The sequence below is a fragment of the Haloterrigena sp. KLK7 genome (genome assembly GCF_037914945.1).
Classification (GTDB): domain Archaea; phylum Halobacteriota; class Halobacteria; order Halobacteriales; family Natrialbaceae; genus Haloterrigena; species Haloterrigena salinisoli.
Window position 1 is genome coordinate 3,495,116 of sequence record NZ_CP149787.1, and the last position, 19,941, is coordinate 3,515,056.

Genomic DNA, 19,941 nt, shown 5'->3' on the forward strand with positions numbered 1-19,941 from the left:
TCGAAATTCGTGATGCCTCGAAAGAATCAGTGCTGCGACCGTCTCGAGAACCGGCGGACCCGATCTCGTCTCCGCCGATCAGATGTTCGGCGCTCGGGGCTCGCTGCTCTCGACGCGGCGGTTGTGGAGCGCCTCGTCGGTCTTCGCGTCGAAGACGTGAATCGCGTCCTCGGGAATGTGCGCGACCACGCGGTCGCCGGCTTCGATCCGGCTCATCCCGTCGATCGTCACGATGGCCGTCTCGCTTCCGTCCTCACCGAAGTCGAGGTAGACGATGTTCTCGTCGCCGGTCGGTTCGACGACAGTGACCGTCGCGGGGACGGTGTGGCCGTCCTCGCGCCGGGGCTCGCCCTCGCTGTGTTCGATCTCGATGTCCTCCGGACGGACTCCGAGGACGAGCTCGCTCCGATCGCCGATCGCCGTCACGATGTCCGACGAGACGGTGTACTCGAGGTTCTCGCCGACGAGGACGGCTCCGTCGCCGTCCGCGCTGCGGCGCGTGACGTCGAAGAAGTTCATCGCCGGCTCGCCGATGAAGTCCGCGACGAACGCGTTCGCGGGTTCGTGATAGCACTCGAGGGGCGTGCCGACCTGCTGCAGTTTGCCGTCGTTGAGGATGGCGATCCGGTCGCCCATCGTCATCGCCTCCGTCTGATCGTGCGTGACGTAGACCGTCGTCGTCTCGAGTTGCTCCTGGAGCTGCTGGAGCTCGGTCCGCATCTGCGCGCGGAGCTTGGCGTCTAAGTTCGAGAGGGGCTCGTCCATCAGGAACACGGCCGGCTCCCGGACGATCGCTCGACCGAGCGCGACCCGCTGTTGCTGGCCGCCCGAGAGCTCCTCGGGCTTTCGGTCCAGCAGGGGATCGATGCCCATCATCTCGGCGGTCTCTTCGACTCGCGTGGCGATCTCGTCGTCCGAGAGGTCGGTGGACTCCTCGAGCCCGAACGCCATGTTCTCCCGCACGGTCATGTGCGGGTACAGCGCGTAGGACTGGAACACCATCGCGATGTTCCGTTCTTTCGCCGGCAGGTCGTTGATCACTCGGTCGTCGAGGCGGATCTCGCCGTCCGTGATCGACTCGAGTCCCGCGATCATCCGCAGCGTCGTCGACTTGCCACAGCCCGAGGGGCCGACGAGAACGAGGAACTCCCCGTCCTCGATGTCGATCGATACGTCGTTGACGGCGACGATCTCGTTGCCGTCGTCTTCCGTGAATACTTTTCGTACGTCGTCGAGTTGGGTTTCTGCCATCGTCAGATCCTCCGGTTTCGTACCAGTAGTCGTCGGTCGGTCATGTCTGTACCCCCTCCGCGAACTTGTCGGCGAACAGCACGTAGACGAGCAGCGTCGGCAGTGCCGTGATGAACGCGCCCGCCATTCGGAGCGGGTAGTCGGTTCCTTCGAGCGACTGACCGAGCCCGGACAGGATGAGGGTCGCGGACGCGGCCGGGTTGTTGGTGCTCCCGATGATCGTCAGCGAGAACAGGAACTCGTTCCAGATCTGCGTGAACTGGAAGATGAACACGACCGCGAACATCGGTATCGACAGCGGCAGGACGATCCGTCGGTAGACCCGCCAGACCGACGCGCCGTCGAGTCTCGCGGCCTCGATCATCTCCTCGGACATCGTCTTGTACTGCGATCGGAACAGCAGCGTCACGATCGGGATCCCGTACGCCGTGTGCGTGATGATCAGTTCGAGGATCGTCGCGTGGTGTCGCTCGAGCAGCGGGAGGCCCCACAGGAACGAGAGCCGTGCGCTCAGCTGCATGTACTGGCTCCAGAACTGGAAGAGCGGGACGATCACCGCCTGGTACGGAACGAAGATGCCCGCGATGAACAGCGCCAGCACGGCGATCTGCCCGCGCCAGTCGACGAGCGTCAGCCCGTAGGCGGCCATGCTGCCGAGGATCGCACACAGGATCGTCGACGGGATCGTGAACAGCACGCTGTTGACCATCCCGGGCGCGAGGAAATCGAACGCGACCTGCCACTTCTCGAACGTGATCCCGCTCGAGGAGAGGGGCGGCAGGAACGGGAAGGTCTCTTGGAGCGCGGTCGGCGTTTTGATCGACGTCACGAGTCCGGACTCGATCGGGATCAGGTAGAACCCGACCAGACCGATCAGCGTCGCGTACAGTCCGACGTGGCCGATCGAAATTCCGCCGGTCTCGTGCTCCGTCGCCGCCGCCTCCTCGGTGGTAACTGTTTCCTCGCTCATAGGTTCCCTCGCTTGTACTGATTATACAGGTACGGCGCGATGACTGCCAGCGACACGACGAACAACACGATCGCGATCGAGGACCCGTACGCCCACTCGGATCGGCCGAACGACTCGCGGACCATCTTGGTCGCCAGGATGTCGGCCCCGCGACGAGGTCGATAGCCGTCGAAGGTCGCGTACAGGAAGTCGAAGGCCTTCAGCGCGAACAGCACTAACACGACGGACGCGCTGACCGTCGCCGGCCGTAACTGCGGAATGATCACGCGCCAATACATTCGAAGCGTGCTCGCCCCGTCGACTCGCGCGGCCTCGTACTGGTCGTTCGGGATCGACCGGAGCGCGGCGAGGTAAATGATCATCGTGTACCCGCTGAACTGCCAGACGAGCGCGAAGATCACCGCCCCCAACACGAGGCGGGGACTACCCAGCCAGTTGTATGGCCCGAGGCCGAAGAGCCCGATGAACTGGTTGACGATACCGTTGTTCACGTTGTACATCCACCGCCAGAACTGGGCCGTGACGATGAACGAGAGGGCGAACGGCAGGAGGTAGACCGTCCGAAACGACCTGCTGAATCGGATCTCGCGATCGAGCAGCAGCGCTAGAAGCAGGCCGACGATCAGACAGACGACCGTGAATCCGATGAGGAGGACGAACGTGTTCCGCGTCGCCGCCCACATCCCCGGATCGTCCAGCATCGCCCGGTAGTTGTGCAGACCGAGGTTGCTGTAGTCGGGGTCTCCGAACCCGGAGTACTCCGTCAGCGAGAGCAGGAGGTTCCAGCCGATCGCGGCGTAGACGAAAAAGCCCATCAGCAGGAACGGCGGCAGCCAGAACGGCGACGACTGCACGATGTCGCTATCGAGCCAGCGTCGGAGCGTCGAGCGTTCCTCGGTGGTCCCCCCGTCCGTCCTGACGCGTCGCTCGCCGCCCTCGCTTCGTTTACGCCGGACGCTACGCAGTAACGCTAAAAAACGTTTCATAGTCTTGGAACGAATTAGACGGCGTCCATGAACCCGCTCGTCGCACCGTCGACGTCGTAGGGGTCCGCGAAGTTATTGTTGAGGGCCTCCTCGAGGTCGTCCTGGGTGCTCGTGTCTACGGCGAGGCCGTGTGCGAGCGTCGGCGGCTTCTCCGAGGCGTTGTCGAAGTCTTCGATCGTGTCCGTGAGATAGGTGTTGAACGCGTCGGTGGACACGTCCGTCAGCGTCGGGATCGACCCCTTGTACTGGTTGAACGCGACCTGCGCTTGTTCGGACCCGACGAACTGCAGCCAGGTCGCGGTGTCGTCGGGCGTCGGATTGTCGGCCGGGTAGATGAACGAGTCGATGTGGAGGGTGTAGTAGTCCTCCGTCCCGGGGTATCGGATCGCGTCCCAGTCGGTACCGTACTCGAGGTCCTGATCGCTCGAGATGTACGCGCCGGCGGCCCAGTTGCCCTGGTGGATGAACGCGGCGTCGCCGCTCATGATGTCCTGGTTGACCTCGGTAAAGTCGACGGAGGCCGCGTCGGAGTTGATGTAGCCGAGGATCTCCTCGAGTTTCTCGAAGGTGTCGCGGACGGCGCTCTCGTCGCCGTTACCCTCGATGAAGTTCATGTAGGCCTCGTAACCGTGCTCGCCGAGCATCGTCTGGGCCCACGTCTGGAGGATACACCACGGCGCGAGCGAGAACGCGAACGGCGTCGCGTCGGTCTCCGACTCCACGGCGTCCAGCGCGTCGATCAGCGCGTCGGCGCTGTCGATCGAGCTCGGATCGACGCCGGCGCTCTCGAGGACCCCGACGTTGTAAAAGAGGTCGTTCAGGCGGTGGGAGCCGAGCGGGACCGCCGAGAAGCCGTCGTTGTGCTGGCAGAGTTCGACCGCTTCCTCGACGTGAGCGTCCTTCAGCCCGGCCTCGTCCCAGACCTCCGACTCGATGTCACCGACGGCGTCCCCGTACTGCTCTAAGTTCGCGCCCGGCCAGCCGGCGAACGAACTCGGCGGGTCACCGCCCTGAAGGCGGTTGGCGACCGTCTGGTCGAGCGTCGTGTTCCCACCGCCACCGATCGGGTTCTCGTTGTAGTCGACGTCCGAGTGCTCCTCCTCGAACGCCGAGAAGAGCGCATCGGCAGCCTCGGCGCCGTCGCCGCCGGTCCAGCCGTGCAGGACCTCGAGCGTGTCGCCGCCACCGCCGCCGGTACAGCCCGCGAGAGCCGCGAGACTCGCGGTCCCTGCTATCCCTGCACCCTTCAGCATCGTCCTCCGTGGTATCTTGTTACCATCGGACACTCTGAATCACACACAATTAATAGTCCGAGGACCACTTAATAGTTTCCATAATTAATTACATTCTGAGTGAATCCGCTGAACGGGTGGACCGAGGCCGCTCCCGCCAGGAATTCCGCGATACCATGAGGTAATACGATCGCGTCATACCCCGGAATTAGACCGGTGGATTTTACGCACCCGCCCGTCAACCCTCCGCACATGAGTGAGGACTACAGAGTCGAACGGGACAGTCTCGGCGAGATGCAGGTACCCGCGGACGCCTACTGGGGCGCTCAGACCCAGCGGGCGATTCAGAACTTCCCCATCTCGGGAATCTCGTTCAGCCGTCGGTTCATCCGGGGGCTCGGCGTCGTCAAGAAGGCCGCCGCGCAGGCCAACCGCGATCTGGATCTGATCGACGACGACGTCGCCAAGGCGATCGTCGAGGCCGCCGACGAGGTCATCGAGGGCCAGCACGACGACCAGTTCCCGGTCGACGTCTTCCAGACCGGCTCCGGCACGTCCTCGAACATGAACGCCAACGAGGTCATCGCCAACCGCGCCGCCGAGATCATGGGCTCGGAGATCGGCGACCGCGTCGTCCACCCCAACGACCACGTCAACTACGGCCAGTCGTCCAACGACGTCATCCCGACCGCGATGCACGTCGCCTCCCTCGAGGCCGTCGAGAAGGACGTCATCCCCGCCCTCGACACGCTCCGCGAGGCCCTCGAGGCAAAGGAGGAGGAGTTCGACGACGTCGTCAAGACCGGCCGCACGCACCTCCAGGACGCGACGCCGGTCACGCTGGGCCAGGAGTTCTCCGGCTACCGCACGCAGGTCGAGAAGGGCCTCGCGCGCGTAGACAAAGTCCGCGAACACCTCGCCGAACTCGCGCTGGGCGGCACCGCGACCGGGACGGGCCTGAACACCCACGAGGAGTTCCCCGCCCGCGCCGCGGAGTACATCACGAAGGAGACCGGCGTCCAGTTCCGCGAGGCCGACAACCACTTCGAGGCCCAGGCCGCCCACGACGCGATGAGCGAGGCCCACGGCGCCCTGCGCGTCGTCGCCGGTTCGCTGAACAAGATCGCCAACGACCTCCGACTGCTCGCCTCCGGTCCGCGTAACGGGCTCGGCGAGATCGAACAGCCCGAGAACCAGCCCGGCTCCTCGATCATGCCCGGCAAGATCAACCCCGTCGTCGCCGAGGCCGTCAACCAGGTCCACAAGCAGGTCGTCGGCAACGACGCCGCCGTCTCCGCCGGCGCCGCCGAGGGCCAGATCGATCTCAACCTCTACAAGCCCGTGCTGGCCCACAACTTCCTCGAGTCCGCCGAACTCATCTCCAACGCGAGCCAGGTGTTCGCCGAGCGCTTCGTCGCGGAACTCGAGGCCAACGAGGCGTACTGCGAGGACCGCGTCGAGCAGTCGATGGCGATGGCCACCTCGCTGAACGTCCACATCGGTTACGACAAGGCCAGCGAGGTCGCCAAGACCGCGCTCAAGGAGGACAAGACCGTTCGCGAGGTCGTCCTCGAGAAGGGCTACTTAGACGAGGAAGAGGCCGACGAGGTGCTCGACCCCCGGAAGATGACCGAGCGCGGTATCCTCGGCCAGGACGACTGAGACGGATCGACTCGCACTTTTCGGTCGGATCGTCCTCTCCCGGTTCGCTCAGGCCCGAGCGATCAGTACCGACGTCTCGACGGATCGAACGACGCGGTCGGTCGTGCTCCCGAGGAGGCGTTCTTTCACTCCCGACTGGCCGCTCGCACCCATGACCACGAGATCGATCCCGTTTTCGGCACTGTACGTCGCGATCGTTTCGTGGGGATCTCCTTCGCGAGTGAGCCGCTCGTGACTCACTCCCGCCCGTTCGGCCCGACTCGCGGCCTCGTCGAGCGCCGACTCGGCTTGGTCCTCGAGCGTCTCCGTCAGCTGGGGCGCGATGCTCCCGGACGCGGCGGCGGACATCTCCGTGCCCACGTCGATGACGTGGAGGAAGTGAACCGTCGCCGCGTCTCCGTCGGCGATCGCGACGGCCTGCTCGACCGCCGCCGCGCTCGAGTCGCTCCCGTCGGTCGGCACCAGAATATCGTCGTACACGGCTGTCGGGTCCACGGCCGCGGTAAAAAAGCGAAAGCGCGCAGTCGCGTGGTGGCGGGAGCCGTCTGCAGTCGCTCGGCGGCTGATCAGCGATCGACCGGCTCGAGCTCCGCCTGATCGAGCGGGTCCTCGATGTCGCCCATCACCGCCTCGAGCAGGTCGGTCACAGTGACGAGGCCGACGACGTCGCCGTCCTCGATCACCAGCGCGAGCTCCTGATTCTCCGCCTGGAACTGGTCGACCGCGTCGCTGACGTCCGCGTCGGGCGAGAGCGTCATCGGCGGTGCCGCGAGTTCCTCGAAGTCGATACCGTCCTCAGCCAGTTCCTTCCGGTGACGGACGAAGATCGGCGTGTAAACGATTCCACGGAAGTCGGTCACCTCCTCGCCGACCAGCGGATATCGGGTCTGCGGCCGCTCCTCCATCTTCCGGAAGTTCTCCTCGATGGTGTCTTCGGTCGATAGGGTGACGATTTCCTCAGGCGGCACCATCAGCTCGCTGATGGACTGCTCGCCGATCTGGAACGCGTTCATCACCTCTTCGCGGCGTTCCTCGGGGAGATCGCCCTCCTCGAGGACCGAACCCAGGCGGTTCCGGAGGTCCGCGCGGGACTCGATAACGTCCTCCTCGGTCTCGAGCCACGCGCCGGTCATCTCGATCCCGAAGAGCTTCAGCGTCAGTTTTGCGATGCCGTCGCCGAGCGTGATGACCGGGGAAATCAGCCAGTGGAACCAGTACAGCGGCGCGGCACCGTACCGACAGACCATCCGCGAGCGTTCGACGCCCAGATACGTCGGCGTCTGTTCGCCGTGCGTCAAATGCACGAGGTTGATGATCAGGAAGGCGATGATCGCTCCGCTCCCGATCGAGGCCAGCACCGTGTTCTCGAACAGCGGCTCGAAGATGGCCGCCAGCGCGGGTTCGGCGACGATTCCGACGGCGATGCTCGAGGCCGTGATCCCCACCTGACACGTCGTCAGGTAGAGTTCGAGATCGTCGGTCATCTCCCACGCCCGCTCCAGTTTGGGGTTGCCGCCGACGAACTCCTCCTCCGTGAACTGTCGCGCGCGGGTCAGCGCGAACTCGATAGCGACGAAGAAGGCGTTCGCCAGAATGAGTAAGACGCCTGCGAGCAGCCGTCCACCGATAACGAGCGAGTTCATCACTTCGACGTTGTCTCTCCACACACAAATCGCTCGGGGAAATTATGGCCGAGCGAAATCAGAACCAGCGATCGAATTAACAGTGACATGACGGTATTCCAGTAGCCGCGTTTACAGGGAACGCTGTTCGGTCGATCTACCAACCGACGGAATACTCGAGGCCGAGTAATCGCCCCGTTCGGTCTGTCTTTTTTCCATATAATTCGCCATCAAATCGGGGTATTGAAGCCGTATCAGGCCGATATCTGGCGGAATAAAAAACCCAAGCAGTTTTGGCGGATGCTCGCGTCTGACGAAATATGCACACCTGTCGCAACTGCAACCAGTCGTTCCAGACCGAGCTCGCCCTCGAACTCCACCGGGATACGTGCCGAAAGGGACAGCTCTTCTGTCAGGTATGTGGCGAACGATTCCAGGAGGGCGACGCCACGCAGGACGGCTGGCACTACGAGTGTCCGAACGAGGACTGTGACGGCGACGGACTCACGGACGACCTGTATCGGGTCGAAGACGTCCGAGCGACGACGACGCACTGACACCGGGCGGCGAGCTCGGTCCGACCCTCGTTTTCCGACTGGAACCGGCTGCGACACGCCCCGTTCGATCGATCGGTGTGTCCCGTGTGCGCACGGACCGACCGAAATCGGTTGGCGAGGCCTACTTCGAACTCACCGTCGCGGCCTCGAGGTCGCGAACGGTCTCGGAATCGCGTTCGGTGATCGACCCCGAGGTCCCGGCTGCCACCGCGGTCGGGGAGGGTCACGAGATGAGGAATCCGTCCCTCTCGTCGGCGCACTTCTCGTCGTAGCCGGGATCGACGACGATCTCCCCGCGATGTCATTCGTCCGCGCCGTGATGACGAATCCCTCGATCTCCTCCTCGGGACGGTCGACGAGCGCATCCCGGAGGTCGGTGAGCAACTCGAGGGTGCGGCGTCGGGGTTGTCCGGTCGATTCGATCAGATAGTGGCGATCCCAGCGGTAATATCGACGTCGACGAGTAGTGACGAAGCCGTGTGCAATCACCTGCATTGGTGCCGAAAACAGTGGGTGAAACGAGTGCCCGTCCTCACGCGTACGCCACCATTTCGATATAGCAGTATAGGATATACGTGTCGCGCCACCGTCGCCCGATGTGCCCAATTTGGAATGGTAACACGTATCAAAGAATTCAGCTGTCCGTCGAATACGGGATGAAGCAACGCGAAGTAGTGCCAACTGCACCTCACGGATCACTGCCAGCCATCATAGCGATCGGACCGTCGGTCACCTGACGAGTCCACTGAAAGCGAAGCCGGTGAGCGAACGGTTGTCGAGCAGTAGTTCCTCGGAGGTATCCGCTCCGTGTCTCCCGATGGGTGTCGAGACGTCGGGCGAACTCGCAACCGATCGGTCGCACTCTCATCAGGCCCAGTGTCGACGTTGTGGCCTTGCAGCCGAGAGGAACGATCTGCGACCGACCTCGAGACGACCTGCACCGGTCTGAGCGGTCGTTACTCGCGGCTCTTTCAGATCTCCCCTCTGTATCGCTCGAGACGGCTGTCGTCCCGCGAGTACAGCCGGAGATCCCGGGAGGCTAGAGACTGGCCGTGTTTCGACCGATAGCGATCCGGTTCCTCTCCACGAGGCAATCCCGACTGAGTCCACGGGTCGGCGTGGGGTTACACTGGATCGAAAACGCGATGCCTCGTCGTCCCGGCGATCGAAGCGTCCGTAGAACGGGCCCTGCCGTCGAGCTGCACCGTGAGCAGAAACGCGTCTGATGCGACTGCGAGGGCTCGTCGCTTCCTCCGAGAACGGTTCCACATTAGATCCGACTCACCGCCAGAGCCGTTTCGACACGTCCAGCCCAATACAGTGCGAGTCAGCGGGGTGGTCGGTCTGCGAGACCGACGAGGTCAGACGGCGTCTTCGACGACTGGCATCGAGGAGAGCGCGACGGCTCTCGAACCGGTCTCGAGTCGCGTCCCGTCCCGTCGCATACCGAGACAGCGGCGTGTCGTACTCCCCTCTCGAAACGCCGTTATATGGTCGCTGAGGCGATTCTTCCGAACTGTGGGGGAATTGGCCAGACGCGGCCTTCGACAGCCTACGCAGCCTCGAGAACGAGTGTGAGCGGTAGCTGAGACACCGACACCCGATGTATCGAATTGCGTTCGTACTGATCGGACGGTGTGTGCGCCGGATTCTCACCTCGTGTGGCGTGTAAACCGGTACCGTCGACGTCCCGCGAGGAAGACCGATACTTCGAACCCGTCCCCGGACCGCGAGTAATCGTGTGACAGCGCCGATCGACTCCCGACAGCCCCATCGAACCGCGCAGGTCGGCGTCGGCGATCTCTCGTGGATAGTGATCGGGTGCCAGTCCATCCGGTGAACTCGAGTGTCACTCCGGTGATCGATTCATACCTAGAGTCAGAACCACCCCTCCGGAGTACGACATCCGACCGCGATCGTTCGGCGAACGTCTCGCTGAGAAGATCGTCTCGGTCTCCACTCTATTTCGACACGAACCCGAGAACGTTCCGCCACGAAATAGACGAAATGAATTGTAATATTTCACCGGTATCGGCGTGTTATATAGGCGCCGTCGCTCCCTATCCACAACGCATCTGATAGTTCTATCGGGGCACAAATCGGCCGCGTATTCACGAGTTTGCTCGCTCAATGTTGAACGACAGTTGTCCCAGACGAGATTTGTATATTGAACTGTGGTACCAAAGGTGAGATTTCTAAATCTGCATTCGTGGGACGATCTAAGAATAAATACGAGTTAGCGGGCCCAGATTTGCGCTAATACTGGTCCCACAAACAGAGATAAAAACACTTAGCTCGAATAATGGGTAGATTGATTATCACCGCGTTTGATGGATATCGTATGAGCGATTCGGCGGACTCCGAACGAACCACCGTCAAAACCTACGTCCCGTCCTACCAGAAATCTGAATGGCAGTCTCACGCCGACGAGCTGGGGATGAGTCAGGCCGAGTTCGTTCGAACGATGGTCCAGGCCGGTCGAAAGGGGTTCGACGCCGATCGCGAGGAACCCCGTTCTCCGTCCTCAGACCCTGGGGGTAACGGCCTCGAAACGCGGGTTCTAAAACTACTCGAATCTGACACGTACTCCTGGGACGAACTCCTCGAGGCAGTCAGCGACGACATCGAATCGCGACTCGACGAGACGCTCGCGGAACTCCAGGCGGACAACCGAATTCGATACAGCGGTCGCCACGGTGGATACACCGCCGTCGACGGTGGTGGCGATGGCGACTGAGCGAGGTACCGACGCCCCGGCGGACGTCGCGGATCCGATCGAGTACTTCCTCGACGACCAGCGATACCACGGCAAGAGCGAACGGACGCTCGAGGCCTACGAGCGCGTCCTCCGACGGTTCGAGACGTTCCTGAGCGAGCGCTTCGACGTCGATCGGGTGGGGGCGGCACAGCGACGGGAGTGTATGGCCTGGATTCACTCCCTTCGAGGCGGGTTCGAACCGAGTACGATCGCGACCTACGCGTCGTATCTCAACCGGTTTTACGACTACATGAACCGCGTCGGTGTCTTCGACGAGAATCCGATGACCCTGGTCATGGAGGAGCTGTCCGAATCGATCGATACGAATCCGACGAGACGGGATATCTCGGTCGCGGAAATGCGGTCGTTCGTCGCCGCGATCGACCACCCGCTCGAGCGGGCCGTCGTCGTCACGCTGTTGAAAACCGGGATGCGCGTCGGCGAGTGCTGTAATCTCGACTTGCGGGATCTGAACCTCGAGACGCCGGAAATCGACTGCGAGTGGACGACGCGCGTCGGACTCGAGCGCCGGCCGTCGTCGGTGTTCGTCGCTGCGGAGCCCGCTCGCGGGACGACCGTAAACGGGGAGCGACGAACGGCGTCGAACAAACGGAAGCGAGACACGGTCGTTCCCGTCGACGACGAACTCCGACGGGCGCTGCTCGAGTGGCTGGCGATCCGTCCGGATCCCGTTTCTGACGCCGACCCGCTCTTCCTCGATACCGGTGACTCGTGGGGTGAGCGCCTGACGCCGGCGGACGTTCGGTATATCGTCGAGAAACACGCTCGAGAACGCGGCTGGTATCGCACCGGCGGCGGGACGGAAGAGAACGTCACGCCCCACTACTTCCGGCACTTCTTCACGACGCACCTACGAGATCGGACGGGAGACCGCGGAATCGTTCAGTATCTTCGGGGCGACGTCGCCGGCGACGTGATCGACACCTACACCCACAACTGGGGCGATCGAGTGCGGGAGACCTACCTCGAGCATATCTACTCCGTGACGCCTTGAGACCGATTCTCTCTGATCTTCGACCGGGCGTATCCCGTTAGCGGAACGCTATCGCATCAGTGAGCGTTCACTCTTTTCGGCCGCTATCGACGAATTTCGCGGTAGCGCTCGAATTGTTGGTAGAACTAACTACTAGTGTAGTAAATTATTCTGTCCAGAATCAGCCCATTAAACCGTATATCGCTATATCTAATCGGTGTACCTCGCAGACAGTCCTTTCGATAGCGATATCGACGAAAACGCGACCGAGACGGCCGTACTCGTCCGATCGTCTCGAGGGTCGGGCGCCGAATCAGCTTTCGACTGCGAGTTCCGTCTCGAGGTCGGCCCCGTTCAGCAGCGCCCGAACGGCCGCCGCGGTGTCGGTCACTTCCGGCGTCGTCTCGAGCAGGACGGTCTCGCTGGGGAACAGTCGCTCGCCCAGCAGGAGGCCGTGCTCTCGGGCCGTCGAGCCCGTCACGGTCAGGTAGACCCCGAGTCCGGTGTCGGCGATCGCGGCCTCCTCCTCGCGACCCTCCTCGGGGTACTCGAAGCGAACGCCGTCGAGCGTTCGGGTACCGAGGACGGCCTGGACGAGCCGTTCGTACCGCGGTTCGATACACAGCGGTCCCTCGTAGGACTCGAGGAACGCCCGGTCGAGCGAGTCGCCCGACGGGGCGACGTCGGGCGTGGCCATCAGGGTATGGTAGACGGTGTCGCCGAGGCCGGTGACCACGCGGACGTCCGTGTCTGCGGGATCGATCCGAGCGTTGATGTCGGCGATCCGATCCAGTGGCTCCGGTCGGAGTTCGACGACTTCCTCCAGAATGAGATCGGCGCTGTCGAACCCGAGCGCGAACTCGTGGGTCCGCAGCGCTCGAAACGGCTCCTCGCGGCCGATCAACTGAATCGCCGCGTCGTCGGGGACGCCGTCGACGTCCGCGAGCGGAATCGTGACGCTGTCGAAGACGATCCGTCGGGGTTTCCCGGCGCGGTCGTCGCGCAACAGGGTGTACTCCGGTTCGGTGGGATCGTCGACGGCGCTGTAGTCGGCGAGACGATGGTACACGTGCTCTTCGGCGTCGGGTTCGGAGTCGACCGTTCCCTTCGTGACCGCCTTCTCGTGGCGGAGCGTCGACGTGATGTCGTCCGCGAGCTCCGGAACGTCGAGTCGACGCGCGAGTCGGTCCAGCACCGACTCGAGGGGTCGTCCTTTCCGTGGCACTGCGATCGGGATCGTCTCGCCCATCGCTCCGTTCTCGACCGCCGACGGATAAACGAGTTGCGTTTCCAGCAGAACGGCGACGGGCGCGTTACTCCGAGAACATCGAACCGAGCTGGTCGCGCCAGTCCTGAATGTCCGTGACTTCGGCGCGGACGTCCTCGATGTCTTCCTCGAGGTCGTCGACGTCGTCAGCGACATCGTCGAGATCGGCCGACACGTCCTCGACGTCCGCTTCGACCGTCTCGACGTTCGTTTCGAGGTCGGTCACGTCAGCCGAGAGCTCGTCGACGTCCGCTTCGACGGCGGTAACGTCCTCGGAGACGGCGTCGAGATCGGTCTCGACGTCGTCGAGCCGTCCCTCGGTATCGTCGAGTCGGCCCTCGGTGTCCGCGACCCGGTCGCCCATCGCGTCGAACTCGTCTTCGAGCGACGCGAGGTCAGACTGGAGGTCCTCGATGAGTTGCTCGCCGGTGCCGTTCTCCTCGAGGAACGCCTCGAGAGCGTCGGTGTAGGCGAGGACTTCCTCGACGCGCGACTGGAGGTGTTCGACCTTCGCGATCTCCGGCCCCGACGGCTCGAGGTCGAGCGCGGAGCGAAGGGCCGCCAGATCGTCGTCGTCGAGTTCGCCCTCGCGGACCTCGGTCGCGAGGCGGGCGCCGATCGACTCTTCGACCGGTGCTGCGAGTTCGGGCTCGGCGGATTCGGTCTCGGCGGCGTCGTCCGCGTTCGCTGTCGACGTCGAGGCGGCGACCGGCTCGTCGTCGGAGTCGAGTTCGATCGTCGACTCCGCGTCGGGTTCGCTCGGCTCCGTCTCGTCTTCCTCGGCTGCGGTCGCCCCTTCCTCGAGGGCGTCCGTCTCGTCCTCCCCGTCGACCTCGTCGGCAGCCGGCTCGGCCGGCTCGGCGACCGCATCGTCCGTCGCGTCCGGCTCGTCGGCCTCGTCACTCGGCTCGTCGGCTTCGACCTCGATTTCCGGCGCGCTGTCGGTGTCGTCCGCATCGTCGGCGCTGGCCGCAGCGGCCTCGAGATCGAGTTCGATCTCGGGCTCGTCCGCGTCGCCGGCCGATTCGTCAGTCGGTTCGTCGACGTCGGCCTCGTCGTCGGCTACCGGTTCCTCGTCGGTCCCGTCCGTCTCGTCGTCGACTTCGTCGGCCCCGAGATCGATTTCGACTCCTGCGTCCGGCCCCTCGTCCTCGGCCCCGTCGTCCTCGGCCCCGTCGTCCTCGGCCCCATCGTCAGCGTCCGCGTCCCCGGGCTCGGGGATCTCCTCCTCTTCGAAGCCGAGATCGATATCCGGCGCGTCATCGGCTTCGTCCTCGTCGGTGACCGTCTCGTCGGGTTCGGGGTCGACGTCGTCGAGATCCAGATCGAGTCCGCCGGACTCGTCGACGGAGTCGTCCACGGTGGCCTCGTCCTCGACGTCGTCAGCGGCGACCCCGTCAGCCTCGGCGGCGTCGGTCTCAGTATCGGCGTCGTCAGCCTCAGCGTCCGTGTCTTCGGGCTCGTCATCGTCGGCCTCGAGCCCGGGCACCGACTCCGAGTCGCCCGCGATCATGTCTTTGACCGGTTGGTTTCGGTCTTCGGAGACGATGTTGCCGATGACGTCGTCGTCGACCTCCTCGGCCTCGGAGTCGCTCTCGGCGTCGGAGCTGACCTCGACGAGTTCCGGTTTCGTCAGGAACGCGTCGGCCTCGCTCTCGTCGTCGATTCGGATACCGTAGACCGTTACGAGGCGTTCGTTCGCGTCGAGACTGCCGGTGAACTCGACGTGGTTGTCCTGGAACGCGGTCCAGTCGTCGCTGTGATACTCGGGGTGGAACCCGACTTTGTCCATCGGGAACGATTCGGGGATGTCCTCGGAGAGACGAAATTCGACCTGATCCTCGCGCTCCGATTCGATTTCGAACCGGATGGCAGGGACGGGAAACTCGTCCGCCGCGAACGTCTTCCGAACGGATAATCCGTCGGCGCTGACTTCGACCTCGTCGTCCGTGTCGGCGGTGCTACTCATGAGGCCAACGTTACCACAGCATTACTATAAATGATACGGACAATATCAGATCTGGTTCACGAATCTCGAGCCCGATTCCGACGACCTAGAGATCGATCCGGTCGCCGATTTCGACGATCTCCAGTTCCCGCGGGTAGTCGAAGCTCCGGGTGTGGTGGTGGAGGACCTTCGGATCGGACGTGAGCCGCTTCCACATGTCCCAGTGACTCGGCAGGAGCCGATCGAGTTCGAGCGATTCGGCGGCCTCGATGATCTGGTTCTCGTCGTTGTACCAGCGCGTTCTCTTCGGTTCACCGGTCTCCTTGTCGGGGATCATCCCGACGGTCCCGAACGCGAGGATCCCGAGGTCGATGTCGTACTCCTCGCCGAGGCGCTCGAACTCGTCGCTCGGTTTCGTGTCTCCGCCGTGGAAGATCGTCCCGGTCTCGTGTTCGAAGACGTAGCTGACCGGCTGGGTCGAGTCGGGGTCGTTGGCCGCTTCGACGTGGACCGTGAACTCGCCGATCTCGATCGTCTCTCCCTCGCTCACGTCGACGAACTGCTCGTCGTCGAGGTCCCACTCGTCGGTCCAGTTCTCCTCGCGGGCCACCGCGAGGCTGTCGTCGGGCGCGTAGAAGGGCGAGTCCGTCGACTCGAGGATCGGTGCCTGACTCTCGCCGTGGACGTGATCAGAGTGTTCGTGGGTCGCCAGAACGGCGTCGGCCTCGGTGACGTCCTCGGGATCGAACGGAACGGGGATCATCCGGATCGTCCGCGGCGGCGTGCCTAAGCCGAGATACGGATCGATGTAGACGGTCGTCCCCTCGCGTCCCTTGAGGACGAAGCCGTTACAGCCGAGATACCAGATCCCGACGCTATCGGGCGAGGCGTCTTCGACATCGCGTACGAGCCAGTCTCCCCAGTCGCTTTGGACCATGTGCGAGGGTGGGAGGACCGACTGGGTAAGTGTTATTGTCTCGACGGACACGTCGGACTCGAGTCCGACGAGTGGACTCGCAGTCGGAAGGAGAGTAATCGGGTGAGTCAGCGATCGATTCGTCGCGATCGATGCGGTCGTTGCAGTTCGCGTGGACGTTGGCGACCACCTCGCCGGTGATCAGCGAACGGTGAACCGCCTTACAGCGGAATCTCGGACTCCAGGACCTCGTCGGTAGCGGTACGGTGGTCGAGCCGCGAGCCCAGCAGCTGGCGCATGAGCACGACGAGCCCGTTCTCCGCCCCCTCGCCGAGGATCGCCGTTTCGTCGTACTCGCTGTCGTCGTCGGCCGGCGTCCCGAGTGTTCCGAGCATCACCGCCTCGCGATCGGCGAACACGAGCCGACCGACCGACTGGCCGTCGGCCGGCAGGTTGAGCCAGTCGAGTTGCGGTTCCCAGAGGATCGCTTCCGGCGTCCGCTCGCGGACGATCTCGCGGACGCGCGGGTCACGCGAGCCGACGTAGACGTCGACGCCGCGGTCGAGCGCGTCCTCGATCCGTCGGAGACAGCCCTCCTCGAGCAGGCCCGTCGTCGTGAACATCATGAACAGCTCGTCGTCGGCCCGCTCGCACAGCGACTGGCCGGTCGTGACGATCCGCTCGCGGCCTCGTAGCGTTCGAACGCCCTCGTCGCTCGAGTCGGTCGTCGACTCGTCGGCCGCCGATCGTTCGTCGTCGGTGTCGGGACCGCCGACGATCACGTCCGCACCGTCGGTTTCGGTCTCGAGCCACTCGACGCGGAGTCGCGGGTGCCCCTCGTAGGAGACGGTTTCGCTCTCACTGTCGTAGCCGATCAGACCGGCGTCGTTCAGCAGCGGCAGGTGAACGTGGTGCAGCGAGAGCCGAACCTCGTCGACGCGCTCCTGAGACACCTCGCGCTCGGCCGTCTCGTCCTCGCGGGCCGCGACGTCTCGGGCGAGCGTCTCGGTCGAGAGCGGATGGTACTGGTTGGCCAGCACGGTGAGGATCGTCCGTCGTCGCGAGTCCGCGAGCGCGGCGAACAGTTCGTCGAGGTCGTCCTCGTAATCGGTCGTTTCGCGCTCGAGGAGCGCCGCGAGTTCGTCGTCGTCGAACAGCGGGTGATCCGCCGTGACGAGTCGGTCGTCGTCCGTCTCGACGACGATGCCGGCGTCGAGCAGGGCGGGCAGGACGCGGTGGGCACAGTCGAGCCGCGCGCGCCGGTGGTCGTCATCGGAGACGGCTGCGAGCGGTTTATCGTCGGTTACCGCCGCGAGTTCGTAGGCAAGGTCCGTTTTCGCGACGCCGTCCGGCGATCGCTCGTGAACGAGACGGAGGGCTTCGCGCCGGGTCCCGTCTGCGAGCGCATCGAAAACCTCGTCTCGAGCCATCGATCGTCCGCTGACACCAGGATTACTCATCAACTACTGGTCTGTGCTAGTGGGGCTAAAGGACTGCTCCAAACCACTTTGGAATCAGTCCGACATTACCTATATTTCGATGAATATATTTATAAGATATCTAAATTCGCGTCAATAGTAGTACTGTATTTCGATATCGTATTCGTAATAGTACACTCGTCGATGTACTTCAGCCACGCGAGACGGTCGAGCGAACGGCGAGTTGTAACTGATTACTTTCGAGTGTCTCCCGACGTGAATCGCCGTCACTCGCCGGGGAAACGCTGACGCTGCTCTTTCGCGGCAGCTTGTACCGAATGTCAGACAGCCAATCGGAAGTCGCCGTTCGACGGCGGAGAGTCATCGAAACGATCGGAACCACGGCCGCCATCGCACTGCTCGGAACGGGTGCGACGACGGTACCGGCGGCCGCACAGGACGAATCCGCGGCCGGCCGACATCCGCGGTATCGACTGCCCGAACTCCCGTATGCGTACGACGCGCTCGAGCCCCACATCGACGAACGCATCATGCAACTCCACCACAGCGAGCACCACCAGTCGTACGTCGACAGCGCGAACGCGGCGCTCGAAGCGTTTGAGTCGATGCGTGAGTCCGGCGAGTTCGACGGCGTCCGGGCGGCGAAGCGCGACTTCTCGTTCAACTTCTCGGGTCACGTCAACCACACGATTTTCTGGCAGAACATGAGTCCCGACGGCGGCGGCGCTCCCCAGGGCGACCTCGCGTCGGCGCTCGAGGCGCAGTTCGGCTCGTTCGAGGCGTTTCGATCCGAGTTCACCGCGACCGCGACCGCGGTCGAGGGCGACGGCTGGGCGATGCTGTTCTACGAACCGCTGGCCGACGCGCTCGTGATCGGTCAGCTCGAAGACCAGAACGAACTCGCCCACCAGCGCACAGTGCCGATCCTCGCCCTCGACGTCTGGGAACACGCCTACTATCCCCAGTACGAGAACGACCGCGAGGCCTACGTCGAGGCGTGGTGGAACGTCGTCGACTGGGCGGACGTCGGGGAGCGATACGAACTGCTTACGGAGACGACGTTGGGTGACCTCGAGACTGACGCGATGCGAGCGAAATAGGACTCCGGAAGGAGGACCGATCGGCTACCAGGTACCGTGGAACGTGTCGAACGAGAGGTCCTCGAGGGACTTGTTGCCGACGGCGATCTCGTACTCGCCGGGCGTGAGCATCGGCTTGTGGAACTGCGGGCCGTCGTCGGTCGTGATCCGCGGACAGCCGGTGTTGACGAACGCGTCCATGTCGAAGTTGCGCAGGCGGTCCGGCGTCACCTCGTCCATCGTGATGAGGTAGGCGTCGTCGTTATCGTCGAGGATCTCCTGGGCCTGCTCCCAGCGGCCCTGGCCGATCTTGGTACAGAAGATGACGCCCCACTTCTCGGCGTCCATCGCGCGGTGGACCGCGCCGTAGCGCTGTTTCATGAACTTCTCCGTGTCGGCGACGGTGACGACGTTGTTGACGGGGTCGGCGATGACGACGTGTTTCTCGGGGTATTCCATCGCCAGCCCCAGGGGGTGGAACTTGCCGCCGCCGACGTACAGAACTTGATCCGCGGGCACGTCCGCGCTCGCGTAGTTACAGCCGAGCACCTGTCCCTCGTGGGTCAACCGCTCGTCGCCGCGGCGGCTGTGGACGTCGTAGCCGCGCTCCTCGAGGAACTCGCTCATCTCCTCGTAGCGATTCATGTGCTGGGCGGTCGTCACGAGACCGACGTCCTCGGTCTCTTCTGGCGGCTCTAAGGTGTCGAGGGCCTCCTCCATGATCGGCGTGACCTCGACGTTCGAGAACAGCGGCACGTAGATCACCTTGTCCGTGTTCTTCATCGGCGAGTGGCCGAAGTGGACGAACACGTCGGTACGCTTCATCAGATAGGTGTCGAGATCGCAGGCGCCGTAACAGGGCTGGCCCGAGAGCATGAACGTCACGTCGTCGTCGGACAGTTCCCGGAGGTCGTCGGCGACGGCCGGGCCGCGCCGTTTCAGTCCCTCCGGGAACTGCAGGCCGACCTTCTTCGCGTCTCGCTCCTCGATCGCCTCGACGATCTGCTCGAGTTCGTAGTCCCACTCGCGGTCGTGCTTGAGCTGCATTCCGGTGTTCCGGAGATCCCCCTCGGTGTACTCCGACTCCTGACTCATTAGCAGTCCTAGCGGCCTCGGACGTAAAACGGCCGCGCTTTTCGACCCGTCGGTAATCGGGCCCGAACGAGTCTCCGTCGCCGGTGACCGGCAGTGACCGGCACGGCCTCTACGCGGGCGTATGCGGGCGCGCGAGTGAGACATCCACTCGGCCGTAGCGGAACC

The 19,941-nt window shown here is 63.6% G+C and carries 16 protein-coding genes; 5 read left to right on the forward strand and 11 right to left on the reverse strand.

What is annotated here, in order from left to right:
• Positions 1 to 78 precede the first annotated feature (78 nt).
• From WD430_RS17330 to WD430_RS17345, 4 genes are read right to left on the reverse strand one after another with little or no spacing between them, the layout of a single operon-like run.
• The gene (locus WD430_RS17330) at positions 79 to 1,251 is read right to left on the reverse strand and encodes an ABC transporter ATP-binding protein (RefSeq protein WP_339103668.1); all 1,173 of its coding nucleotides are present in this window, start codon (positions 1,249 to 1,251) and stop codon (positions 79 to 81) included.
• 40 nt (positions 1,252 to 1,291) lie between these two features.
• Positions 1,292 to 2,221 carry a carbohydrate ABC transporter permease gene (locus WD430_RS17335; RefSeq protein WP_339103669.1) on the reverse strand — a complete coding sequence of 310 codons (930 nt, stop codon included), beginning with the start codon at positions 2,219 to 2,221 and terminating at the stop codon, positions 1,292 to 1,294.
• Positions 2,218 to 3,207, reverse strand: a complete 990-nt coding sequence (locus WD430_RS17340) for a sugar ABC transporter permease (RefSeq protein WP_339103670.1) — start codon at positions 3,205 to 3,207, stop codon at positions 2,218 to 2,220. Before WD430_RS17340 ends, WD430_RS17335 begins: the two co-directional genes overlap by 4 nt.
• Before the next feature lie 14 nt (positions 3,208 to 3,221).
• Positions 3,222 to 4,460 carry an ABC transporter substrate-binding protein gene (locus WD430_RS17345; RefSeq protein WP_339103671.1) on the reverse strand — a complete coding sequence of 413 codons (1,239 nt, stop codon included), beginning with the start codon at positions 4,458 to 4,460 and terminating at the stop codon, positions 3,222 to 3,224.
• Positions 4,461 to 4,691: 231 nt separating this feature from the next.
• On the opposite strand from WD430_RS17345, the gene WD430_RS17350 reads away from it, so the two are divergent.
• Positions 4,692 to 6,101, forward strand: a complete 1,410-nt coding sequence (locus tag WD430_RS17350; RefSeq protein WP_339103672.1) for a class II fumarate hydratase — start codon at positions 4,692 to 4,694, stop codon at positions 6,099 to 6,101.
• 48 nt (positions 6,102 to 6,149) lie between these two features.
• Here WD430_RS17350 and WD430_RS17355 read toward each other — a convergent pair whose 3' ends face one another.
• Together WD430_RS17355 and WD430_RS17360 are read right to left on the reverse strand one after the other, a co-directional pair.
• Positions 6,150 to 6,581 (reverse strand): universal stress protein, encoded by a 432-nt coding sequence (locus WD430_RS17355; protein ID WP_339103673.1) that lies wholly within the window; start codon positions 6,579 to 6,581, stop codon positions 6,150 to 6,152.
• A gap of 86 nt (positions 6,582 to 6,667) precedes the next feature.
• Complete coding sequence (locus WD430_RS17360; RefSeq protein ID WP_339103674.1) at positions 6,668 to 7,744, reverse strand: hemolysin family protein; 1,077 nt, start codon at positions 7,742 to 7,744, stop codon at positions 6,668 to 6,670.
• A 299-nt stretch (positions 7,745 to 8,043) separates the two neighbouring features.
• On the opposite strand from WD430_RS17360, the gene WD430_RS17365 reads away from it, so the two are divergent.
• The 3 genes from WD430_RS17365 to WD430_RS17375 all read left to right on the forward strand — a co-directional run bounded on the left by WD430_RS17365 (position 8,044) and on the right by WD430_RS17375 (position 12,053).
• A complete protein-coding gene (locus tag WD430_RS17365) occupies positions 8,044 to 8,280 on the forward strand; it encodes an HVO_2901 family zinc finger protein (protein ID WP_339103675.1) in 237 nt (78 codons plus the stop codon).
• A 2,341-nt stretch (positions 8,281 to 10,621) separates the two neighbouring features.
• Entirely contained in the window at positions 10,622 to 11,017 is a 396-nt protein-coding gene (locus tag WD430_RS17370) for a DUF5805 domain-containing protein (protein ID WP_339103676.1), read from the forward strand.
• Complete coding sequence (locus WD430_RS17375; protein WP_339103677.1) at positions 11,007 to 12,053, forward strand: tyrosine-type recombinase/integrase; 1,047 nt, start codon at positions 11,007 to 11,009, stop codon at positions 12,051 to 12,053. Before WD430_RS17370 ends, WD430_RS17375 begins: the two co-directional genes overlap by 11 nt.
• Positions 12,054 to 12,345: 292 nt before the next feature.
• Here the strand turns inward: WD430_RS17375 and WD430_RS17380 are convergent, their stop codons facing one another.
• From WD430_RS17380 to WD430_RS17395, 4 genes are all read right to left on the reverse strand, one after another.
• The gene (locus tag WD430_RS17380; protein ID WP_339103678.1) at positions 12,346 to 13,281 is read right to left on the reverse strand and encodes a hypothetical protein; all 936 of its coding nucleotides are present in this window, start codon (positions 13,279 to 13,281) and stop codon (positions 12,346 to 12,348) included.
• A gap of 64 nt (positions 13,282 to 13,345) precedes the next feature.
• Positions 13,346 to 15,268 (reverse strand): AAA family ATPase, encoded by a 1,923-nt coding sequence (locus WD430_RS17385; protein ID WP_339103679.1) that lies wholly within the window; start codon positions 15,266 to 15,268, stop codon positions 13,346 to 13,348.
• A gap of 85 nt (positions 15,269 to 15,353) precedes the next feature.
• Positions 15,354 to 16,184, reverse strand: coding sequence for an MBL fold metallo-hydrolase (locus WD430_RS17390; protein WP_339103680.1), 831 nt, complete (start codon positions 16,182 to 16,184; stop codon positions 15,354 to 15,356).
• Between the two features lie 200 nt (positions 16,185 to 16,384).
• Positions 16,385 to 17,623 (reverse strand): hypothetical protein, encoded by a 1,239-nt coding sequence (locus tag WD430_RS17395; protein WP_339103681.1) that lies wholly within the window; start codon positions 17,621 to 17,623, stop codon positions 16,385 to 16,387.
• A 296-nt stretch (positions 17,624 to 17,919) separates the two neighbouring features.
• Between WD430_RS17395 and WD430_RS17400 the strand changes: the two genes are divergently transcribed.
• Complete coding sequence (locus WD430_RS17400) at positions 17,920 to 18,702, forward strand: superoxide dismutase (protein WP_339103682.1); 783 nt, start codon at positions 17,920 to 17,922, stop codon at positions 18,700 to 18,702.
• A gap of 24 nt (positions 18,703 to 18,726) precedes the next feature.
• Here the strand turns inward: WD430_RS17400 and dph2 are convergent, their stop codons facing one another.
• Complete coding sequence (gene dph2 / locus WD430_RS17405) at positions 18,727 to 19,776, reverse strand: diphthamide biosynthesis enzyme Dph2 (RefSeq protein WP_339103683.1); 1,050 nt, start codon at positions 19,774 to 19,776, stop codon at positions 18,727 to 18,729.
• Positions 19,777 to 19,941: the final 165 nt, after the last annotated feature.

Excerpts from the sequence above, each read along its gene's own strand:
- WD430_RS17365 (WP_339103675.1), top strand. The coding sequence starts at position 8,044 with ATGCACACCTGTCGCAACTGCAACCAGTCGTTCCAGACCGAGCTCGCC.
- WD430_RS17385 (WP_339103679.1), bottom strand. The coding sequence starts at position 15,268 with ATGAGTAGCACCGCCGACACGGACGACGAGGTCGAAGTCAGCGCCGAC.
- WD430_RS17375 (WP_339103677.1), top strand. The coding sequence starts at position 11,007 with ATGGCGACTGAGCGAGGTACCGACGCCCCGGCGGACGTCGCGGATCCG.
- WD430_RS17400 (WP_339103682.1), top strand. The coding sequence starts at position 17,920 with ATGTCAGACAGCCAATCGGAAGTCGCCGTTCGACGGCGGAGAGTCATC.
- WD430_RS17390 (WP_339103680.1), bottom strand. The coding sequence starts at position 16,184 with ATGGTCCAAAGCGACTGGGGAGACTGGCTCGTACGCGATGTCGAAGAC.
- WD430_RS17340 (WP_339103670.1), bottom strand. The coding sequence starts at position 3,207 with ATGAAACGTTTTTTAGCGTTACTGCGTAGCGTCCGGCGTAAACGAAGC.
- WD430_RS17350 (WP_339103672.1), top strand. The coding sequence starts at position 4,692 with ATGAGTGAGGACTACAGAGTCGAACGGGACAGTCTCGGCGAGATGCAG.
- WD430_RS17345 (WP_339103671.1), bottom strand. The coding sequence starts at position 4,460 with ATGCTGAAGGGTGCAGGGATAGCAGGGACCGCGAGTCTCGCGGCTCTC.
- WD430_RS17395 (WP_339103681.1), bottom strand. The coding sequence starts at position 17,623 with ATGAGTAATCCTGGTGTCAGCGGACGATCGATGGCTCGAGACGAGGTT.
- WD430_RS17335 (WP_339103669.1), bottom strand. The coding sequence starts at position 2,221 with ATGAGCGAGGAAACAGTTACCACCGAGGAGGCGGCGGCGACGGAGCAC.
- dph2 (WP_339103683.1), bottom strand. The coding sequence starts at position 19,776 with ATGAGTCAGGAGTCGGAGTACACCGAGGGGGATCTCCGGAACACCGGA.
- WD430_RS17330 (WP_339103668.1), bottom strand. The coding sequence starts at position 1,251 with ATGGCAGAAACCCAACTCGACGACGTACGAAAAGTATTCACGGAAGAC.
- WD430_RS17380 (WP_339103678.1), bottom strand. The coding sequence starts at position 13,281 with ATGGGCGAGACGATCCCGATCGCAGTGCCACGGAAAGGACGACCCCTC.
- WD430_RS17370 (WP_339103676.1), top strand. The coding sequence starts at position 10,622 with ATGAGCGATTCGGCGGACTCCGAACGAACCACCGTCAAAACCTACGTC.
- WD430_RS17360 (WP_339103674.1), bottom strand. The coding sequence starts at position 7,744 with ATGAACTCGCTCGTTATCGGTGGACGGCTGCTCGCAGGCGTCTTACTC.